General features: G+C 62.1%; 21 protein-coding genes and 1 pseudogene. 6 read left to right on the forward strand and 16 right to left on the reverse strand.

The genetic code is table 11. From position 1 onward, the window contains the following. Nucleotides 1-13: 13 nt before the first annotated feature. Entirely contained in the window at nt 14-805 is a 792-nt protein-coding gene (gene ehuA, locus ACFSQT_RS21545; protein ID WP_379021877.1) for an ectoine/hydroxyectoine ABC transporter ATP-binding protein EhuA, read from the reverse strand. 265 nt (nt 806-1,070) lie between these two features. Continuing rightward, on the reverse strand, nt 1,071-2,456 hold the full coding sequence (gene ehuR, locus ACFSQT_RS21550) for a MocR-like ectoine utilization transcription factor EhuR (RefSeq protein ID WP_379021879.1): 1,386 nt from the start codon (nt 2,454-2,456) through the stop codon (nt 1,071-1,073). Between the two features lie 83 nt (nt 2,457-2,539). On the opposite strand from ehuR, the gene ACFSQT_RS21555 reads away from it, so the two are divergent. The 4 genes from ACFSQT_RS21555 (at nt 2,540) to ACFSQT_RS21570 (ending at nt 7,190) form a co-directional block, all read left to right on the forward strand. After that, nucleotides 2,540-3,031 (forward strand): Lrp/AsnC family transcriptional regulator, encoded by a 492-nt coding sequence (locus tag ACFSQT_RS21555; RefSeq protein WP_379021881.1) that lies wholly within the window; start codon nt 2,540-2,542, stop codon nt 3,029-3,031. A gap of 130 nt (nt 3,032-3,161) precedes the next feature. Beyond that, nucleotides 3,162-4,655 (forward strand): NAD-dependent succinate-semialdehyde dehydrogenase, encoded by a 1,494-nt coding sequence (locus ACFSQT_RS21560; protein WP_379021883.1) that lies wholly within the window; start codon nt 3,162-3,164, stop codon nt 4,653-4,655. Between the two features lie 33 nt (nt 4,656-4,688). Further along, nucleotides 4,689-6,068 (forward strand): aspartate aminotransferase family protein, encoded by a 1,380-nt coding sequence (locus ACFSQT_RS21565; RefSeq protein WP_379021885.1) that lies wholly within the window; start codon nt 4,689-4,691, stop codon nt 6,066-6,068. 9 nt (nt 6,069-6,077) lie between these two features. Further along, a complete protein-coding gene (locus tag ACFSQT_RS21570; RefSeq protein WP_379021887.1) occupies nt 6,078-7,190 on the forward strand; it encodes an alcohol dehydrogenase family protein in 1,113 nt (370 codons plus the stop codon). Nucleotides 7,191-7,609: 419 nt separating this feature from the next. On the opposite strand, the gene ACFSQT_RS21575 is transcribed toward ACFSQT_RS21570, so the two are convergent. The 13 genes from ACFSQT_RS21575 to ACFSQT_RS21635 form a co-directional block, all read right to left on the reverse strand. Continuing rightward, complete coding sequence (locus tag ACFSQT_RS21575; protein WP_379021889.1) at nt 7,610-8,437, reverse strand: D-glutamate cyclase family protein; 828 nt, start codon at nt 8,435-8,437, stop codon at nt 7,610-7,612. A gap of 170 nt (nt 8,438-8,607) precedes the next feature. Continuing rightward, nucleotides 8,608-9,423 (reverse strand): type III secretion system export apparatus subunit SctT, encoded by an 816-nt coding sequence (sctT, locus tag ACFSQT_RS21580; protein WP_379021891.1) that lies wholly within the window; start codon nt 9,421-9,423, stop codon nt 8,608-8,610. A gap of 9 nt (nt 9,424-9,432) precedes the next feature. Next, nucleotides 9,433-9,702 (reverse strand): EscS/YscS/HrcS family type III secretion system export apparatus protein, encoded by a 270-nt coding sequence (locus tag ACFSQT_RS21585; RefSeq protein WP_023758730.1) that lies wholly within the window; start codon nt 9,700-9,702, stop codon nt 9,433-9,435. A gap of 18 nt (nt 9,703-9,720) precedes the next feature. Then, nucleotides 9,721-10,374: a type III secretion system export apparatus subunit SctR gene (sctR, locus tag ACFSQT_RS21590; protein WP_379021893.1), complete on the reverse strand. Its 654-nt coding sequence runs from the start codon at nt 10,372-10,374 to the stop codon at nt 9,721-9,723. Continuing rightward, on the reverse strand, nt 10,367-11,461 hold the full coding sequence (gene sctQ, locus ACFSQT_RS21595) for a type III secretion system cytoplasmic ring protein SctQ (RefSeq protein ID WP_379021895.1): 1,095 nt from the start codon (nt 11,459-11,461) through the stop codon (nt 10,367-10,369). Before sctQ ends, sctR begins: the two co-directional genes overlap by 8 nt. Before the next feature lie 31 nt (nt 11,462-11,492). Further along, entirely contained in the window at nt 11,493-11,981 is a 489-nt protein-coding gene (locus ACFSQT_RS21600; RefSeq protein ID WP_379021897.1) for a hypothetical protein, read from the reverse strand. After that, nucleotides 11,968-13,326: a FliI/YscN family ATPase gene (locus ACFSQT_RS21605; RefSeq protein WP_379021899.1), complete on the reverse strand. Its 1,359-nt coding sequence runs from the start codon at nt 13,324-13,326 to the stop codon at nt 11,968-11,970. Before ACFSQT_RS21605 ends, ACFSQT_RS21600 begins: the two co-directional genes overlap by 14 nt. Beyond that, entirely contained in the window at nt 13,323-13,940 is a 618-nt protein-coding gene (sctL, locus tag ACFSQT_RS21610; protein WP_379021901.1) for a type III secretion system stator protein SctL, read from the reverse strand. The genes ACFSQT_RS21605 and sctL overlap by 4 nt, the downstream gene beginning before the upstream one ends. 5 nt (nt 13,941-13,945) lie before the next feature. Further along, nucleotides 13,946-14,566 carry a SctK family type III secretion system sorting platform protein gene (locus ACFSQT_RS21615; RefSeq protein WP_379021903.1) on the reverse strand — a complete coding sequence of 207 codons (621 nt, stop codon included), beginning with the start codon at nt 14,564-14,566 and terminating at the stop codon, nt 13,946-13,948. After that, nucleotides 14,563-15,396 (reverse strand): type III secretion system inner membrane ring lipoprotein SctJ, encoded by an 834-nt coding sequence (sctJ, locus tag ACFSQT_RS21620; protein WP_379021905.1) that lies wholly within the window; start codon nt 15,394-15,396, stop codon nt 14,563-14,565. Before sctJ ends, ACFSQT_RS21615 begins: the two co-directional genes overlap by 4 nt. A gap of 17 nt (nt 15,397-15,413) precedes the next feature. Then, nucleotides 15,414-16,046, reverse strand: coding sequence for a hypothetical protein (locus ACFSQT_RS21625; RefSeq protein WP_379021907.1), 633 nt, complete (start codon nt 16,044-16,046; stop codon nt 15,414-15,416). 18 nt (nt 16,047-16,064) lie between these two features. Then, complete coding sequence (locus ACFSQT_RS21630; protein ID WP_379021909.1) at nt 16,065-16,712, reverse strand: type III secretion protein; 648 nt, start codon at nt 16,710-16,712, stop codon at nt 16,065-16,067. 182 nt (nt 16,713-16,894) lie between these two features. Then, nucleotides 16,895-17,083: a hypothetical protein gene (locus tag ACFSQT_RS21635; RefSeq protein ID WP_379021911.1), complete on the reverse strand. Its 189-nt coding sequence runs from the start codon at nt 17,081-17,083 to the stop codon at nt 16,895-16,897. A gap of 137 nt (nt 17,084-17,220) precedes the next feature. Here ACFSQT_RS21635 and ACFSQT_RS21640 point away from each other — a divergent pair, with 137 nt between their 5' ends. Both ACFSQT_RS21640 and ACFSQT_RS21645 read left to right on the forward strand, forming a co-directional pair. After that, nucleotides 17,221-17,670 carry a L,D-transpeptidase gene (locus ACFSQT_RS21640; protein WP_379021913.1) on the forward strand — a complete coding sequence of 150 codons (450 nt, stop codon included), beginning with the start codon at nt 17,221-17,223 and terminating at the stop codon, nt 17,668-17,670. 3 nt (nt 17,671-17,673) lie between these two features. Next, a complete protein-coding gene (locus tag ACFSQT_RS21645) occupies nt 17,674-18,588 on the forward strand; it encodes a LysR family transcriptional regulator (protein ID WP_379021915.1) in 915 nt (304 codons plus the stop codon). Nucleotides 18,589-18,600: 12 nt separating this feature from the next. Here the strand turns inward: ACFSQT_RS21645 and ACFSQT_RS21650 are convergent. Then, a pseudogene (locus tag ACFSQT_RS21650) lies at nt 18,601-19,548 on the reverse strand (IS630 family transposase). Nucleotides 19,549-19,604 lie beyond the last annotated feature (56 nt).

Below are 19,604 nucleotides of genomic sequence, written 5' to 3' on the forward strand. Positions count from 1 at the left end.
TTTTGAATGACGGTCAGACGCGATGTCCGGCCGCGATGATCTTCTTCAGGAAGCCTTGCGTGCGCTCCTGTTTGGGATTGCGGAAAATCTCGTCGGGTTTGCCTTCCTCAACGATCCTGCCGCGATCGAAGAACAGCACCCGGTCAGCGAAATCATGGGCAAAACCCATCTCGTGGGTGACCAGCAGCATGGTCATGTCGGTCTCGGCGCAGAGCCGCCACAAGACGTTGAGCACCTCCTCGACCAGTTCCGGGTCGAGCGCCGACGTTACCTCGTCGAACAGCATGATTTTCGGCTGCAAAGCGAGGGCGCGAGCGATCGCCACGCGCTGCTTCTGGCCGCCGGACAGCTGTGCCGGCATTGCCTTGGCCTTGTCGGCCATGCCGACCATGTCGAGCAGTTCCATCGCCCGCTTTTCGGCGGCGGCGCGCGGCGCGCCCTTGGTCAGCATCGGCGCCAGCGTGACGTTGTCGATGACGCATCTGTGCGGAAACAGGTTGAACAGCTGGAAGACCATGCCGATCTTCTGCCGCATCCTGGCCAGGTGCCGCTCGTCGGCGGGCACCAGCTGGCCATTGCGCTCCATGTGGTAGAGTTGTTCGCCGTCGACCTGGATGTGGCCGCCGTCGATGCGCTCGAGCGTCATCAGGATGCGCAGGATCGTCGTCTTGCCCGAGCCGGACGGGCCGATCAGCGCCAGCTTCTCGCGCGGCATGACCTGCATCGACAGGCCGTCCAGCACCTTGAAGCTGCCGAAGCTCTTCGAGATGCCGTCGATCTTGATGATAGGCGCGGATGCGGACAAATGAAATCCCCCGTGCTGGAGAGGCCTTAACGATGCGGAACGCGCCAAATCATGTCAATTGGGAAAATAATATCATGACAATATTTCCCACTCCGCACAATTATTGGGCAATGAATACCTCGGGCGTGTCGGGATTTCGGGTCAGGCCGAGCCGAGAATGGCAGCCTCCGGGAACCGGAACGGAGCGTACTTTTCGTACGTGAGTACCGAAAGCGCAGGAGGCCGCCTTTCGCGGGCTGGCATCACCCGAATGACGACGCATCCGCTAGATGGCGAGCAGCAGATGCTCTGGATCGCCAAGCAGCAGCTTGGTGACAACGCCGAGGCCGGCGCGCAGTTCCCCCTCGGTGGTCGAACCCAGCGAGATGCGCACCGCCGGATGCCATGGTGCGTCCGAGATGCGGAAGGAGGTACCGGGCGCGATCGCCACGCCTTGCAGGCGGGCCTGGGCGACAAAACTTTCCTCGGTGCGGTCGGCGGGCAGTTGCAGCCAGACATGCAGCCCGTCGCGCCGGGCGCGATAGTCGACCCCGGCCAGCACTTGCGCCGCGATGTCCTGCCGCCGCCGCAATGCCGCGCGTTGCCAGCGGACAAGTTCCATCGCGGTGCCGTCGGTGACCCATTTGGTGGCGATCTCGGCCACCAGCGGCGTCGCCATCCAGTTCGAAACCAGATGCCGGTTGGCGACGGCGGCGACATAGCGGTCGGGCGCGGCGAGATAACCGATGCGCAGGCCGGGCACGGTGATCTTGGTGAAGGAGGTGACGTAAAGGGTGCGCTCCGGCGCATAGGCAGCAACCGGCGGCGGCCGATCCTCGACCAGGGGACCGAGCACATCGTTTTCGATGATGGCGATGTCGTGCTTGCGCGCCACCGCGGCGATCTCGGCGCGCCGCGCCGCATCCATCAGCGTCGCCGTCGGATTGATGACCGAGGGCTGCACGAAGACGGCGCGGATGTCGGACAGCCGGCAGGCCTCGTCAAGCGCCTCGGGTATCAGGCCGTTGCCGTCGATCGGCAGGCCCTCGAGATTGAAGCCGAGATAGCGGGCGAGCGGCACCAGCGTGTGGTGGCCGATGGCTTCGGTGGCGACCGTCGAGCCGGGCGGCGCCACGCTCATCAGCGCCACCGTCATGCCGGCGGTAGCGCCGTTGGTCAGGCTGATGTTCTGCGCGGAGGCGTCGAGCCCGCACAGTTTCAGCCAATCGACCGCCACGGCGCGATGGCGCGGGAACACCATGTTGGGCCGGAACGACAGCGCCGAACTCGACGGCAGATTTTCGGCCAACCAGCCCAGCGCCTGCTTCAGCCGCTCGAGATGCATCGGCTCGCAGACCGGTTTCAGGATGGAGAGGTCGATGATCTCGCCAAGACGCTCCGGCAGGTATGGCGGCTCGGGCTCGCGGCGCTGCGTCTGGACGAAGCTGCCGCGACCGATCTCGCCTGAAATCAGGCCGCGGCGGATCAGCTCCTCATAGGCGCGGCTGACCGTCTGCACCGATAGTTTGAGGTCGTCGGCCAGCCGGCGATGGGTCGGCAGCCGCGCACCATTGGCCAGGCGTCCGTCATGGATGGCGCGCGCGAACTGGTCGGCCAGCGACTGATAGGCCGGCCGCCGGATAAGCGCGGGATCGGGTTGCCACAATGTCATGACTTATTAGAGATCGAAATCAGTGCAATTGACAATCGAAATAATGCTCCGTCATGGTGTCGTGGACGAAAAAGTGGACGCTGATGACTGCACCGAAACTCGACCCGATCGACCTGAAAATCCTCGATGCCATCCAGCGTGACGGACGCATCACAAAGCTCGCGCTGGCCGAACAGGTCGGGCTGTCGCCGACGCCGTGCTGGATGCGGCTGCGCAGGCTGGAAAAGGCCGGCATCGTTTCGGGCTATCACGCCCGGATCGCGATGCGTGTCGTCGCACCCGTCGCCACCGTGCTGATGGAGGTGACGCTGGCCAGTCATCGCCAGGCCGATTTCGACCGTTTCGAGCGTGTCATCCGCGACATTCCCGAGATTGTCGCCTGCTGGTCGGTGGGCGGTGGTGTCGACTATGTCCTGAAGGTGATGGCACGTGACATCGACGCTTATCAGCGGCTGGTCGACGGCTTGCTCGATCGCGAAATCGGCATCGACCGCTACTTCACCTACATCGTCATCAAGACGGTGAAGGACGAGATTGCGCTGCCCATAGCCGACCTGTTGCCGGCGTCGCCGTAGGGCCAGAGAGATCGTCTGCCGACGCGACAGAATAGAGAGACTCTCTCTACGGGCAGGCGTCCAAACAGCCTCTCTGTCCGCATGGGGCGGATAATCTTCCCGTATCAGTCCGAACCGGGAGGTCTCGATCATGTCCGCGCATTTCGCCCGCTCACATCGCCATGACGCGCTCGATCGCCTCGCCGACCGCCGGCTGCTGCGCGAGCTTGCCTATGTCGACGGCCACTGGACGGCGAGCGAGGCCGCCGAGAGTTTCGAGGTCACCGATCCGGCCACCGGCACCACCGTCGCCTTCGTCGCTGCGCTTGATGCACGCCAGACGACAAAGGCGATCGACGCCGCCGCCCTCGCCTTTCCGGCCTGGCGGACGCTGTTGCCGCAGGAGCGGTCCAAAACTCTGCGAAAATGGTTCGAGCTGATCATCGCCGCAAAGGACGACCTCGCGCTGCTGATGACGCTGGAGCAGGGCAAGCCGCTGCAGGAATCGCTGGGCGAGATCGACTACGCCGCCTCCTTCGTCGAATGGTATGCCGAAGAAGCCAAGCGTCTGAACGCCGAGAGCGTCGCCAGCCATCTGCCGGGTGCCGAAATGATGGTGCGGCGCGAGCCGCTCGGTGTGGTCGGTGTGGTCACGCCGTGGAATTTTCCGTCGGCGATGCTGACCCGCAAGGCGGCGGCTGCGCTTGCCGCCGGCTGCACCATCGTCGCGCATCCCTCCTCGGAAACGCCGCTGTCGGCTCTGGCGCTAGCCGAACTCGGCGAGCGTGCCGGCCTGCCTGCCGGCGTCTTCAACATCGTCACCGGCAAGGCCGCGACCATCGTCGGCCGAATGTGCGAAGACCCGCGCGTCCGCGCCTTGAGCTTCACCGGATCGACCGAAATCGGCAGGCTGATCGCCGCGCAAAGTGCGGCAACGATGAAGCGGCTGGTGATGGAGCTCGGCGGCCATGCGCCGCTGATCGTCTTCGCCGACGCCGATCTGGACAAAGCGGTGAGCATCGCCATCGATGCCAAATTCGCCACGTCAGGCCAGGACTGCCTTGCCGCCAACCGCATCTATGTCCAGCGTCCGATCTACGATCGCTTCTGCGCCGCTTTTGCCAGGCGCATCGAGGCGCTGCGGACCGGCAATGGCCTTGCTCAGGAAATCGACATTGGGCCGCTGATGCATGAGCGCGCCGTCAAGAAGGTCGAGGAGCAGGTCGCCGATGCCGTGGCTCACGGCGCGCATTGTCTTACCGGCGGCAAGCGACATTCGGCCGGGCCGCTGTTCTACCAGCCGACGCTGCTGGCCGACGTTGCTGACGAGGCGCTGATCATGCGCGAGGAGACCTTTGGTCCAGTCGCCGCAGTGACGCTGTTCGACAGCGAGGACGAGGTGATCGCCCGCGCCAACGCCACCGAATATGGCCTCGTCGCCTATGTCGTGACCGAGAACGGCGCCCGCCAGCAACGCATGGGCCGTGCGCTCGACTACGGCATGGTCGCCATCAACCGCGTCAAGATCACCGGCGCGCCGATCCCGTTCGGCGGCGTCAAGCAGTCCGGCATCGGCCGCGAAGGCTCGCACCACGGGCTCGAAGCCTTCACCGATCTAAAATATCTCTGCCTGGACGTCGCATAGGTTCGTCCGGCCATCTCTCAAGGAGTCAATAAAATGCTCGACCAGTCCAACGAACTCGCCGCCTGGGATCGCGACCATTTCTTCCATCCCTCGACCCATATGGGCACGCACGCGCGCGGCGAGAGCCCGACACGCATCATGGCCGGCGGCGAGGGCGTCACCGTTTGGGACAACACCGGCAAGAAGAGCATCGATGCCTTTGCCGGCCTCTATTGCGTCAATGTCGGCTATGGCCGCCAGAAGATCGCTGACGCCATCGCCGCCCAGGCGAAGAACCTCGCCTATTACCACGCCTATGTCGGCCACGGCACCGAGGCCTCGATCACGCTTGCCAAGATGATCATCGACCGCGCTCCGAAGGGCATGAGCAGAGTCTATTTCGGCCTCTCCGGCTCGGACGCCAACGAAACCAACATCAAGCTGATCTGGTACTACAACAATGTGCTCGGACGGCCGCAGAAGAAGAAGATCATCTCGCGCTGGCGTGGCTATCACGGCTCGGGCGTGATGACGGGATCGCTGACCGGGCTCGACCTGTTCCACAACGCTTTCGACCTGCCGCGCGCGCCGATCCTGCACACCGAGGCGCCCTATTATTTCCGCCGCGCCGACCGCTCACAGAGTGAGGAGCAGTTCTCGCAGCATTGCGCCGACAAGCTCGAGGAGATGATCCTTGCCGAAGGTCCCGAAACGGTCGCCGCCTTCATCGGCGAGCCGATCCTGGGTACCGGCGGCATCGTGCCGCCGCCGGCCGGCTACTGGGAGAAGATCCAGGCGGTGCTGAAAAAGTACGACGTGCTCTTGGTCGCCGACGAAGTGGTGACGGGTTTTGGCCGGCTGGGCACCATGTTCGGCTCCGACCATTACGGCATCAAGCCGGATCTGATCACCATCGCCAAGGGCTTGACCTCGGCCTATGCGCCGCTGTCGGGCGTCATCGTCGCCGACAAGATGTGGCAGGTGCTGGTGCAGGGCTCCGACAAGCTCGGCTCGCTCGGCCATGGCTGGACCTATTCGGCGCATCCGATCTGCGTTGCCGCGGGCGTCGCCAATCTCGAACTGATCGATGAGATGGACTTGGTGACAAATGCCCGCGAGACCGGCGCCCATTTCCGCGCCGAACTGGCCAAGGCGGTCGGCGGCCACAGGAATGTCGGCGATGTGCGCGGCGACGGCCTGCTGGCGGCGGTCGAATTCGTCGCCGACAAGGACGACCGGGTGTTCTTCGACGCCTCGCAGAAGATCGGGCCGCAAGTGGCGACGGCACTCGCGGCAAACGGCGTCATCGGCCGCGCCATGCCGCAGGGCGATATCCTTGGCTTCGCGCCGCCGCTCTGCCTGACCCGCGAGGAAGCCGACATCGTGGTGGCGAAGACCGCCGATGCGGTGAAGAGCGTGTTTGCCAGTCTCTGAAATCGACCCATGAACGCGATGACCAAAACCCTCCCCGCCACCATGGCCGCCGTGCTGCTCACCGGGCACGGCGGACCGGAAAAACTTGTCTACCGCACCGACGTTAAAGTGCCCTCGCCGGCTGCGGGCGAGGTGCTGGTCAAGGTCAGCGCCTGCGGCATGAACAACACCGATGTCTGGGTGCGCCAGGGCGCCTATGGCACGGAGGAGGACGCGGCGGCGGTGTCGACCTGGCGGCGGCAAGGCAACACGCTGACCTTCCCGCGCATCCAGGGCACGGATACGGTGGGTACCATCGCCGCCGTCGGCAACGGGGTTTCGCCCGATCGGCTCGGCGAGCGGGTGATGGTCGATTTCTCCATCTACAACCGCGACGACGATTCACTCGCCGACATCGACTATATGGGCCATGGCCGCGATGGCGGCTATGCCGAGTACCAGGCGGTGCCGGCCGAGAACGCGCATGTCGTCGACACCGAAATGACCGACATCGAGCTCGCCACTTTCTGCTGTGCCTATCTCACCGGCGAGCAGATGCTGGAACGCGCGGGTTTGAAGGCCGGCGAACGGGTGCTGGTTACCGGCGCGTCCGGCGGCGTCGGCTCGGGCATCGTGCAACTGGCAAGGGCGCGCGGCGCCGTTCCTTACGCCGTCGTTGGCAAGGGCAAGGAGCAGGCGGTTCTCGACATCGGTGCCGAGAAAGTCATCACGCGCGGCGTGACCGACCTGCCGGCCGCCGTCAACGACGCGACTGGCGGACAGCCGATTGACGTGGTTGCGGACCTCGTCGGTGGTGCGATCTTCAACGACCTGCTGCGTATCTTGCGGCCCGAAGGCCGCTACACGACGGCCGGCGCGATCGCCGGCCCGGTGGTGCAACTCGATCTACGCACAATGTATCTGAAGCAGCTGCAGCTTCATGGCTCGAGCCAGGGCACGCGCGCCGATTTCTGTCGCATCGTGCGCTACATCGAGGAGAAAAAGATCCGGCCGCTGGTCGGCGGCGTCTACAGACTGTCGGACTTCCATCGCGCCCAGGCCGATTTCGTCGCCAAGGATTTCGTCGGCAAGCTGGTGGTGGTGCCAGACGCGATTGAACGACGGCGAAAATCCCCGTCCTAGCAACGCCATTGCCGCCGATTTCCCTCAACTCCCACTCGATTGTTCGAATAGCATATAACCAATTGAAATCCCTAAAAAAAATTTCCACACAGCCCGAAATCCCGCTCGAAACTGCCACCTTACACCTCTCGGCTCGTCTCGCCTTCTTCAAGGCGAGCCAGTGCCCGTTCCCGCAAATCCATCGAATAAGGCTTGGCCATCTGTCCCGACCTCCAACGGTCAGAACATCGAATCTGATTTGCTCAATCTTGGGAATCCTGATTCAGACCGCTCTAAAGGGAGAACTGGCACGAAAAATCTTCCGAGGTTTCGCCAACTATCGGGACCAATCGGACGATTTTTTGCTCCTGGCGGAGGCCGACAGTGGGTCCGCACAGTCTCGAACTCTTGAAGGGTCGAAGATGACCGCCTTGCGCTTGCTAATAGACCTTGAAAGCGCCTGCATCTGCTCGTGCATCCAAGTCCGTGATCAGCATGTGCCCCGGCGAGACGGTGATCGAGATTGCGAGTTCGGCACGAGCGAGAGCATCTTGGGCGGTCAGGCTACTGGCCCAAAATACAGGAACCTCCCCTTCCATGATCTCGACCGCGTCACCCCAGTCGGGAGCCATCAAGTCTTTTATCCCGATGATGGTGGGCTCTCCGACGTGGATAGGAGAGCCGTGGGCATGCGGGAAGCGTGCGGTGAGGACGCGAACCTTGTCGACGTCGCAACGCCTTATCGGGCGCATGGAGACGACCATTTCACCACCAAAGGGTCCGACGCCGTGCGTCTCGATCCTGGTCCGGAATTTGGGCAAGGCTTTGCCGCATCCGATGCTGCGGAGTTTGATGCCCTTCTCGGCAAGGGCGGCTTCGACGGTAAGCGAGCTGCCCAGCGCGAAAACGGCAAAGTCATCTCGCCACAGGTCGATGATGTCGGTTTTCCGATGGATCATCTCGCCGAAGCAATAGATGTTGTACTGGGGCGCATCGGTGCGGATATCGATGTCACCCAGAGTCGGGAGCAATGGACTGCCGGCGCGGCTCACGCCTACCAAAGGACAGGGTTTCGGGTTGCGGACGCAAAACTGATGGAAATCGCTGGCGAAGCTGCGCGGCACAATCACGACATTGGCCTGGAGCTTGCCGCGCGCAAGCCCTCCCGTATGCCCTTCATAGGCACCCATTCTAACCAGTCTGCGCAGCCTGTCTGAATCGACCAGTCGCAAATCCTCATAGATCAATGAAGTGGTCTGGCGAGCCATGGCTTCCGAGGCATATGCATGTTCAGAGACACGTCGAGAGCGCGTAAGATCATCGACGGGTCGGTCGCTTGTCAAATTATCAGAATCTTTCCTCGTCGATAAATTGTATTTATTGGTCAGCCAACAGAGACTTCCACTATTATTAGCCTTTGCTCATAAAGCTGTTATTGTCATTGACAACCGCGGCAGCCGATCGCTTCTATCTGTCGGCCTGCTTCGTGCAGAAAACCCAGGTCTCGGTTCATGTAGAAGAGCAGGAAAGCCACGTAGAGGACAAGGACGAGGCTGAACACCAGCGTCTTGACGACCAGCGAGAGCGCAAAAACATTCAGGTGCGGCGAGGCGCGCGCCAGGAAAGCCAGCACAATGTCGGACAGCAGCATGCTGACGACGACCGGAAAAACGAGGGTCAGTGCCATCACCAGGATGCGATTCAGCAGATCGAGAAATATCCCGGCAGCATCCTTGCTGAACACAGGCAGAAGTTGGTCGATCGGCCAAAGCCCGTAGCTGTCGTAGAGGCTGGTCAGGGAAAGCTGCAGGCCACCGGCCGCCAGATAGATCGTGACCATGATGACGGCGAGCAAGGTGCCGGTGGCACTCGTCTCATGGGTCATCATCGGGTCGATCAGGGTTCCCATCGAGGAACCGCGCTGCAGATCCAGGATATCGCCCGCAGCCTCCGCCGCCCAGAACGGTATGCCCATTGCCAGCCCGAGCGTCACCCCGACAACGACCTCCTTGAGCATGTACAGGACGATCATCGTCGTCGTGATTTCGGTGTTCGTCAGTTTGGTCACGATCATCGGAAAGACCGGAACCGCCAATGCCAGGGCCACGCCGTTGCGCAGAAGCCCGGATAGCGGCACACGCGAAAAGAGCGGCATCAGGAGCATGAAACCGGTCAGGCGTGCGAGCGCGAAAGCGCCTGCCAGAAGATAGAACTGAAGCTCCTTGACAGACGCGAAGAGGGGCTCGACCGACATCCGCGTGCCTCAGCGCGTGACGACGGGGAATTCGTCCAGCGCCGTCGAGGCCTGCTCCGCGATCTGCTGACCGAGCAGCGGACCGAAGACGATGATGACGAGCAGGATCACGACGAGCTTGATCGTCTGCGGCAGCGACTGGTCCTGAATCTGCGTCAGCGCCTGGGCAAGGCCGACAAGGATGCCGACAGCGAGCGCCGCGATGATCGCGGGACTGGACGCGAGCAGCACTGTCAGAAGCGCGCTCTGGACCTTCGCCAGGATGAAGTCATTGCTCATGCAAACCCTCCAGTGGCGTCAGACGTAACTCAGGATGAGGCCATGCATCAGCCGCGACCAGCCATTGATGGCGACGAAAAGGAACAGTTTCAGCGGGATCGAAATGAGAACCGGCGAGACCATGATCATGCCGAGCGTCATCAGGACATTCGCAACAACGATATCGATGATGAGGAAAGGAAGATAAAGCAGGAAGCCGATCTCGAAGGCACGGGTAAGCTCGGATGCGACAAAGGCCGGAACAAGGATCGAGAGATCGTCGTCCTTGAGATTCTGCCGCGCCTGTTCCGGCCACAGGCGACTGGTGCCATCGAGAAAGAACTGCCGCTCTTCCGGCTGGGTGAATTTCATGAGATGTCGCTGCAATGGTTCCCTGACCAGTTGTGCCGCCCTGGCAAGGTCGTCCGTGGTCTGGAACTGAACTTGCCCTTCCTGAAGCCGGCCCGACATCTCGCTCAGCAACGGCGTGGTGGCATAGACGGTAAGCACGAGCGCTATGCCGTAGAGCACCAGATTGGGCGGCATCTGCTGGACGCCAAGCGCGTTGCGGACGAGAAACAGCACGACCGAAATTTTCAAGAAGCCCGTCATCGTGACGACGGCCAGCGGCAGCAACCCGACGAAGCCGACAGCGATCAGAATCCCAAGCAGGTTGGGCGAATTCTCAAGCATTGTCGAACATACGGACGATCCGCACGCCCAGGTTTTCCCCAATCCGCACGATCTCGCCACGACCGACACGCTTGCCGTTGGCGATGATGTCGACAGTCTCGTTCGTCACGTCGGTAAGCGTAACGATGGCGCCGGGCGCAAGCTGCCTTACCTCCCCGAGAGGCATCGCCGTGCGGCCGATCTCGAAGGCAAGCGAGACCGGCAGCTCGTCCAGAGTCGACTCTTCCAATGTCTGGCCGGCTGGCGGCGGCGTGTTCTGATTCATGGTCCACTCCCAATTCGATCCGGCGATTGCAGTCGGCGCGGCAAGCAATTGCGGCCCTCCGGCAGTCAAGGCCACCGGCGCGTACAGGTGCTCGGCAATGATGAGTGCCGCGGTGCGTTCTTCCTCCGCATCCCTGAAAAGCACCACATCGCCAGGCTGCAGGCTTTGAAGCTCGCCAAGACTGATCGTCAGCGCTCCACGCCGAAGGCAGACCGGCAGCGGGAATTCGGCCGGGATCGGCGGCCTCGCCTTGCCGATCTCGTCGAGAAGGCGGCCGATCCGAACCGCCAGGCCGGTGTCATTCGTGTTCAACACGCAGTCTATCGTTTCGTCGTTGCCAGTCAGCACAAAGGCCAACGGGGTTTGCTCGGAGACGGTATCTGTTCGTTCAATCGAGGTCAGTGCGATCCTCTCACCCAGCTTGTCCTCGATCCTTTCGAGATCTTCTTCGAATGCGGATTCCAACAGCAGTGCGGCGTGAGTGGGCGCCAATCGTTTCATGTCGACCAGTTCGTCCGCCTTGGCGAGGGCCCTTTCGACGACAGAAAGCGGCAGGCGCAATTTGGCGACCTTGTCTGCGAGCGTGAACGCAATCGTGCACAGCCGCTGGTCCGCGGGGTTCGGCGCCGGCCAGACGGCAGCGATCGTCATTGCCTTCCCCGCGATGGTGATCTGCGCGGGAGTGCGGCGGCGGTAGAAGAAATTCAATGCGCCGACGTCCACGGCCGCGACAGATTCCAGTGTCAACCGTTCGCCGACGCCCGGCAGTCTGGCCGGTTTTCCGCGCGCTTTCGTTTTTGCCGATGCCAGGGCTTGAGGCATTACACTTCCATATCCACGATCACGGATGGGGCTATCCTTCTGCGGGCAAGCGCGGCGGGCCGCGTTCCTCTTCCTCGAAAAGCTCGGAAAGAGCGAGGCGACGGCGCGCGCTGCGTTTGGTCAGATGCTCCAGCAGTCCGTCCAGCTTCGTCACCGCTTTCGTGCTCGCACGATGATCATCGCGGGCTGCCGACAACTCTACTTTCCGCCGTTCCTCGGCGACGCCGGCCATCTTCTCGTTTTCCCGCAACTGCCCGGTTTTTCTGGCGGCGATTTCGAACCGTCCTTGAAGGCGATGGAGGCTGGCAGCCTTTACCGGCTGTCCAACAAGCGAACCGAACGCCGCATCTTCGGCGTCCACCGTACGCTGGAGGTGTTCGGTGACAGCGGCGGCCGCCTCCTGAACCTCCCTCGTCGCCCGGTGCGCAGCGGCGTGCCTTCTGATCACGCCTTCCTTCGCGCGTTCTTCGCGGCGGCGTCTCAGGTCGCGCAATCGGGCGATCATGTCACGATCTTTCATTGACGATTTCCCGCATGCGTTGGCGCGTCTTCTCGATGCTCTCGTGTGTGGCGGACCCCTGACGCAAAAAGGCGTTGATGGCATCGATCTTCGCCACGGCCTCGTCCGCCAAGGCATCGCTGCCCTTTTCGTATTCACCGACCCGCAGGAGAAGTTCGATGTCGGCGTAGCGGGCAAGCAGCGCACGCAGGTGGCTGGCGTCGGACCGATGGGCCGGCTGCACAACCGCGTCCATGAGGCGGCTTCGGCTGCGCAAGACGTCAATGGCCGGGAAATGGTTCCGCTGCGCAAGTTCGTTCGACAGGAAGACGTGGCCATCGAGGAGCGCCTGAATTTCCTCGGCAACCGGATCCAGCGTGCCGTCGCCTTCCAGAAGAACGCTGTAGAGGCTCGTGATGGACCCGACGCGACCGGGACCCGAGCGCTCGAGCAGACGCGGCAAGACCGCGAACAGCGAAGACGGAAAGCCGCGACGCGTCGGTGGCTCGCCCGAGGCCAGGCCAATTTCGCGCTGCGCACGGGCAAACCGCGTTATGTTGTCCATTGCAAGCAGCACGTGCTTGCCCTGGTCGCGAAAATATTCGGCAATGCTGGTCGCCACATAGGCGGCCTTGACGCGCTCGATGGCAGGCCGGTCGGAGGTCGCGACGACGACGATTGCGCGCTGCCGCCCTTCCGGCCCGAGCTGTTGCTCGAGGAATTCGCGCACTTCACGTCCGCGCTCTCCGACAAGGGCGACCACGGCCACATCGGCATCGGTGCCGCTGACGATATCGGAAAGCAGGATCGATTTGCCGACGCCGGGTTCGCCGAAGATGCCGACGCGCTGCCCGCGCGCGCAGGTGAGAAGCCCGTCGAGGGCGCGGATTCCGAGCTGGATCGGGTCGGAAATCAAGCTGCGTTCCAGCGGAGATGGCGGATAGGCATTGACCGGATAGCTGCCGGTAATGCCACCCGGCGAAAGCGGCTTGCCATCCAATGGCTCGCCGAACGCGCTGATCACCCGACCAAGAAGCCCGGGACCGACGGGCACCCGCTGGTCCTTTCCGGTCGCAACGACCTCCGTCAGGCTTGAAAGACCGATCAGATCGCCAAGCGGAACAAGGATCGCCATTTCGTCCACGAGGCCGACGACTTCCGCCTTGGTCGTCTTGCCGGTCCTGGGGTCGACCAGTTCGCATATCTCACCGATCCGGGCCTCCTCGACGGTCGCATGGATGACCGTGCCGGTGACCCGCCGTACACGCCCCTTCCTCGGCCGGCTGGCGTCATCGCGGAGGGCGGAACGCAGATTCGGAACGATGGACGCCAGACGGCTTTCGATATCGGCGGCGGGCTCCGTCATGGAACCTCCGCCTTTGACGCAAGCGCGGCGGCTATGGCTTGGAGTTGCGCATCGATGCTCGCATCGACAACGGCAAAGTCAGTCGAAACGATGCAGGCGCCTGCCGCCAGCGCGTCATCCGCGTCGATCTCGACCGTCATACCCAGATCACTGTCGCGCAAGACCGCGTCCAGTTCATCGCGAACCCTGTCAACGGAAGCGGGATGAACTCGGACTTTCAGATATTTGGCGCGGCGAATTTCAGTCACGGCCTGCCTTGCGACCTTGGCGACAAGCGTGCCGACGTCGAATTCTCCAAGCATTCGCCTGACGACATCGAGGGCCAGACTGATGACTTCGGCTTCCAGCCCGCCAAAATAGCGATCCACCTTGACCGCGGTCTCGCCTATCAACCGCGTGGCATCCGCATCACCTTGCGCTTTGCCGTCTTCATAGCCCTGGGCATATTCAGCCGCATAGGCTCGCCGAGCGGCGTCACGCAACTGCTGCGCATCGCGCCTTGCTTCGTCGAGAAAGGCATGCCCGTCTTGCAGCGCGCGCACCTCGGCGGCGCGCAGGATCCGGGCGTAGGGGCGCCTCGGCACGGCATCGGTCGCTTTGCCCGGTTCGACCATCGCGTCTAGCTCATCGCTCGCCGGACAATGGCGGGGCCGCGCTCGGCGAATTGTTCGGCCACCGTCTGGTCGACAAGCTCGTGCGGCACCAGCTTGAGGCGCACCCGCATGCTCGTATCGCCAGGCATCGCCTGGCACCAGGCGCCAAGGCAACTCAGGCCGTCGGCATAGACACGACCGTAAATGTCTTCCGGGGACTCCAACCGCTGCAGCGGACGGGCCAGATCGCGGTTGGCGACCGCGAAAGCGCAGAGATCCGCACCAAGCGCCGCCTGCCACGCGGCCGCTTCGCGTCCAACAATGACAGCGGCCAGACTATCGGCCCAGTAGATCGCGCCGGCGCGAAGCGCAAGTTCCTCCAACTGCTCGCCGGAGGACAAGGCGATCGCTCGATCGACCTCGTCGGCCGGCTCTCCGACCGCCGAGGAGAGCCCATGACGCTCGACCAGAAGCTCCGACAATCGCTCATGGAGGCGTTGCGATTGCAGCATGCACTGGCAAGCAGCCTCGCCGATCGTGCCGTCAAGGCATTCCGCGAGCCGGGCCGCATCGACGTAGGATGCAGGGTTGGACACAAATGCCTGCCATTGCGGGCTGGCGGTTTGCTTCGAGCCGGTCTGGGTCATGTCTTCTTCACCGGCATTGCCGAGGCATCGAGCGCATAGACACCGGGCTGCCGGTACCACTGCACGTAGGCCAGCCGGGCAGCCAGTGCGAGTATGGCCGCCGCCATGCCGTAAAACAGCCCCATCGCGGCGGCGACGCTGTCCGGATGCATCCAGAGGCCAAGGAATGTGGTGAAGCCCGCCTCGCCGGTTCCCTGCTCGGGGGCCGTCGCGGTCACCGGAATGAGGGTGACGGAAACATTGTCATAAGTCAGTCCGGCGACACCCTTGGCCACCAGCATCTTGACCTGTGGAATGAGCTCATTCATCGGCACGGATGCGCGATGCCGGATGAAGACGGAGGCGGACGACGGCACCAGCTGCTGTCTCAGCGGATCGTTTTCGGGCAAGACGAGATGAACACGCGCGGAAAGCACGCCATCGATCTCCGAGATGGTCTGCGAAAGCTCCTGGCTCAGGCCGAAGATCATCGTCGCCCGCTCCTCCACGGGCGAGGATACAAGCCCATCTCTCTTGAACACCTCGCCGAGCGTCTGGAATTCCTGTTTGGGCAAGCCGCTTTCGTCGAGAATGGCCATGGCTTCGGCGAAGCGGCCCTTCTCCACGGAAACTGTCATCTTGCCGTCCTTGCCGGCCTCGCGTTGCGCCGGAATCCCGTGGCGCACCAGCGTAGCCACGATCTCGTTGGCCTGCCGCTGGCTGAGGTTGGAATACAGCTCCACCGAGCACGCCTGCAGCACCAGCATACCCATGACAACGAGCCCAATGCGCCACCGGGCGCCGCATCGATTCAGTAGCGTTGACCGCCACGGCAGGGTTAGCGTTGGCACGAAACACTCCGTGGCATTTACTGTTGTTTGATCAGCGTGCTGGTCGATGACGTGACGGCCGTCACGCTGCTCGTCACCACCTCGAGATTGGCGGCTGCCCACATCACCGTAATGGATCGTTCGAGGAGTTGCTCGGCATTCCTTGTCGGGGAATTTTCGCCTTCCTTGCCTGGCAGGGCCGTCTTGCCGGTGGCCTCCGGCACCGTGGCTGCATCAGCGTTCACGGGGGCGTTCGCCTGGCCAAGCGCTTTCTGGACCTGTTGCATGGTTCCATCCAACGACCGAACGGCAGAACCGAACAGTGCCGACGGATCCGTGGACGCTCCCCCGCCTGCCTTCTCGGTCTCGGCCAGATAGTCGAAGAGTTGGCGTTCGGTGATCGGCTCCGTCCTTTCCGGCTTGGAGGATTGCCCAGCCATTGCCGGATTGGCACCGGACGACGCTTGTGCCACCTGCTGGCCTGCCCGTGTGGCGACATCACCGCGCTCAGGCGTGTTGACCTTCACGGCGTCGTGCTTTTCCTGCTTGGCACCGACCACCCGGTTGCCAGGCTGCGCCGCGGCGCCAGCGGTGATCTGCTGTTGCGAGCTTATGCTGGTGGTCAAGTTTGCAAGCGTAGCCTCCAGGGCTCCAATCGGTGCGATCTGCATGAACCTGCCTCCCGTTCCCTAGTTCTTCTTGGCGGAGGGGACATCATACGCCTCCACCTGCCTTCCGCGGAAAACGCGGACCGAAACAACATTGCCCGGCTCCGGCTTCGTGCCCGTTGCCGCGGGAACCCCGAGCGTTTTCCTGACCAGTTCGATGTAGGAGGGCGGCCCCGATACCGAGACGACATCGTCTTGCTTGGAAACCTTTACCGGAAACCTCGGATCGATGACGCCCAGCCGCGAAAGCCGATCTTCGGCGCCGGCAGCCGTGTTTGCATCAAGCGGGATCATTTCCGTCTGGATTTCGGCTTCGGTTGCCACGTTCATGACAATGCCGTCGAAATACCAAACCAACCCGTATCGATTGCAAATCTCTTCCAGAAACTCGCGGGCCGTTCCCACCGGCATGCCGGCGCTGAGGCGCCCCTTTACAAGCTTGCTGACACGCATGGGCACCCGCATGTTGCGGCCAAGCTCGACCAGCGCGTCTGTCACCGACTGGTCGACCGTGATGTATTTGTAGGGACCTGGGGGCCATCGCGGTTCGGCGGCTTGTGCGTGCTGCGAGACAAGGCCGAGCGTCAGGACCACGGCAAGCCCCCAGGCGACAAAGACAGCCCTGGCTCCCGACAACCGATCAGCATGGCGGATACTGCGTACCGTCAACATTGGTCCTATTGCAAGCAACCCACGAGTGATGACCCGCGTCGCTCGCTTCATGGTTTGCCCGCCGATTTCACTCTATCGTGCATACTGGAAAATTGGAAGTCCAATTGGACTACGCATTAACTTCCTGTGCCAAATGTTGCGAAGGACCCGCAAAGCGATATGGTGCGCGCTGGAATCAATCACCGGTTCGTGATCGCCGGTTCAATGCTCGGCGGAAAGGGATCGGTCTCGGTGGCGGCAAACAAGATCTCGCCCGCGAACTGGGATGCTCTCGCACGCGTTTTCGGAATCAGGATTCCGATCAGCCCGCCACTCATCCGGAGATTGGGTGCATCGCTATCACTCGCCGCCACGTTGATTGCTGCCATGGCGCCATCGCAGGCCCGATCGAACAGCGGTTATGACCCCAGAAGTTGGGCTTACGATCCGGCAAGAAATGTGTTGGTCTCCCCTTCAGGTCCCGACCGGACTTCGGGCGAAGAAAATTCGCCTCGGGTGGTCGGCAATGCCAAGAGAGATCGTGCCTTTCAGCGAGGCTCAACCGAAGGGATCGATCGTGATCAACACCACAGAGCGGCGCCTGTACTACATACTGGGGGACGGCAAGGCGCTGCGATATGCGGTGGGCGTTGGCAAGGAAGGGCTGGAGTGGTCAGGTCGAGACACGATTTCGAGCAAGAGAGACTGGCCGGACTGGCGGCCGCCGGCCGAAATGCGATCCAGGGAAGCATCCAAAGGCCGCCTCCTGCCCGCGCATGTCGCCGGAGGGCCGAACAACCCGTTGGGCGCCCGCGCGTTGTATATTGGAAACACGCTCTATCGCGTCCATGGTACCAATCAGCCGTGGACCGTCGGAAAGGCTAACTCCTCCGGCTGCATCCGCATGACCAATGAAGACGTTATCGACCTATATGACCGAGTAAAGATCGGCGCCCAGATTATTGTCCGGCATTGAAACGTGATCCCTTTCAACATCAAGCAGCTCGAAACCTTTCTCCTTGTGGCGACTTTCGGAAGCTTTCGAAAGGCGGCGGAGCGCCTCAACACGACGCAACCCGCGGTCTCCACGCGAATTGCCGGCCTGGAAGAAGCGCTGGGTGCCAAGCTGTTCGAGCGGCAGAGCAGCACCGTCAGGCTGACCGCCGAGGGACAACGGCTGCTGCCACCCGCTCAAAGGGTCCTGCGCGTAGCGGAACGGCTGCAACTGGCGGCCAGCTCTCTTTCAGAGACGGCAGGGGTGCTTCGGCTCGGGATTGCCGAATCCATCGTGCACACATGGCTTCCGGATTTTCTCAGGGAATTGCAGGCGAGCTATCCGCTTATCGATACGGATATTGTCGTCGATGCGACGACGACCCTTCGCAATGAACTCATGTCCCACCGACTCGATCTTGCAGTCCTCATGGGCCCCATTCTGGAATACAGCATCGAGAACATCGAGCTGCCAAGCTTTCCACTGGTCTGGGTCTGCTCACCGCAATTGAAATTGCCCAATCGACGCAAGCTGACGCTGAAAGACCTGATGCAGTTTCCAATCATCAGCTATGCGCGCAGCACGAGACCCTACAGCGAGCTTTACCGCAAGCTCACTGGCGAGTTGGAAGAGACGCCGCGTATCTTTCCGGCCAATTCCCTTGCCGCTTCCATCAAGATGACACTTAACGGTATCGGCATCGCCTCTCTGCCCGAGGAAGTCGTCCAGGAATATACCGCAAGCGGCAAACTGCGCATTGTCGACTGCGAATGGCACCCGGCCGACCTGCAGTTTACCGCCTCCTACGCTTCCGAACCCTCCAATCCGATTGCGGAGCGGGCTGCCAAGCTGGCCGCCTGTGTCGCACACGCCTATGCCGCGAGAACAGGCAAAGCCTAGAGCGGTTCGCATTTAGGTTGACTTATAGCCTGCGCTTTCGATGTAGTTGTTGCATTCATTTGGGGTGACGTCGTCGAGGGTGCGGGCGATAGCGTTGTCTGTACGGCCTGGATGCTTCGTTTGGCGGCACGTCGCATGCAGTGCTTGAGCTTGGCGAAGAGCTTCTCGATTGGATTGAGATCTGGACTGTAGGGCGGCAGGAAGAAGAGCCGCGCTGCGGCGGCCCTGACGATGTCGCGGACGGCTTGGCCCTTGTGAGACCCGAGATTGTCGAGAATGACAATGTCGCCCGGCTTCAGTGTCTTGATGAGTTCGGTTTCGACATAGACACGGAAGGCCTGCGCATTGATGGGTCCGTCAATGACCCAAGGCGCCTCTACCCGATCATGCCGCAGCGCGGCGATGAAGGTCATCGTCTTCCAATGACCATATGGCGCGTGAGCCATCAGCCGCTTGCCGCGCACACCCCAGCCACGCAACGGCGCCATGTTGGTCTTGACCCACGTTTCATCCAGGAAGACCAGGCGCGTTGGGTCAATGCGGGTCTGATAGCGCATCCATTGCGCCCGCCGACGCATCAGCTTCGGCTTGAGCTGCTCAGCCGGCAGAACGGTTTTTTTTGAAGCTCTTGCCCTCGCGATGCAAGAAGCGACCGACGCTGGCGGGGTGGATGATGAGACCCCGGTCAGCCAGTGCGGCCGTCAATTCATGAAGCGTTATGTTGGCATCCCGCTCGACCTCGCTCAGGACGAAAGCACGATGCTCCCCGTCAATCAGATAGGGTCGATGACCGCCCATCTTGCCGGGTGCCGCACTGCCCAGCCGACGCTTGCGCGCCGCCCACTTGATCACGCTCGAAACTGCCACCTTCAGCGCCGCAGCCACCTCTCGGCTCGTCTCGCCTTCTTCAAGGCGAGCCAGTGCCCGTTCCCGCAAATCCATCGAATAAGGCTTGGCCATCTGTCCCGACCTCCAACGGTCAGAACATCGAATCTGATTTGCTCAATCTTGGGAAT

Origin of the sequence: Mesorhizobium calcicola (genome assembly GCF_042682105.1) — a bacterium.
Taxonomy (GTDB): domain Bacteria; phylum Pseudomonadota; class Alphaproteobacteria; order Rhizobiales; family Rhizobiaceae; genus Mesorhizobium; species Mesorhizobium calcicola.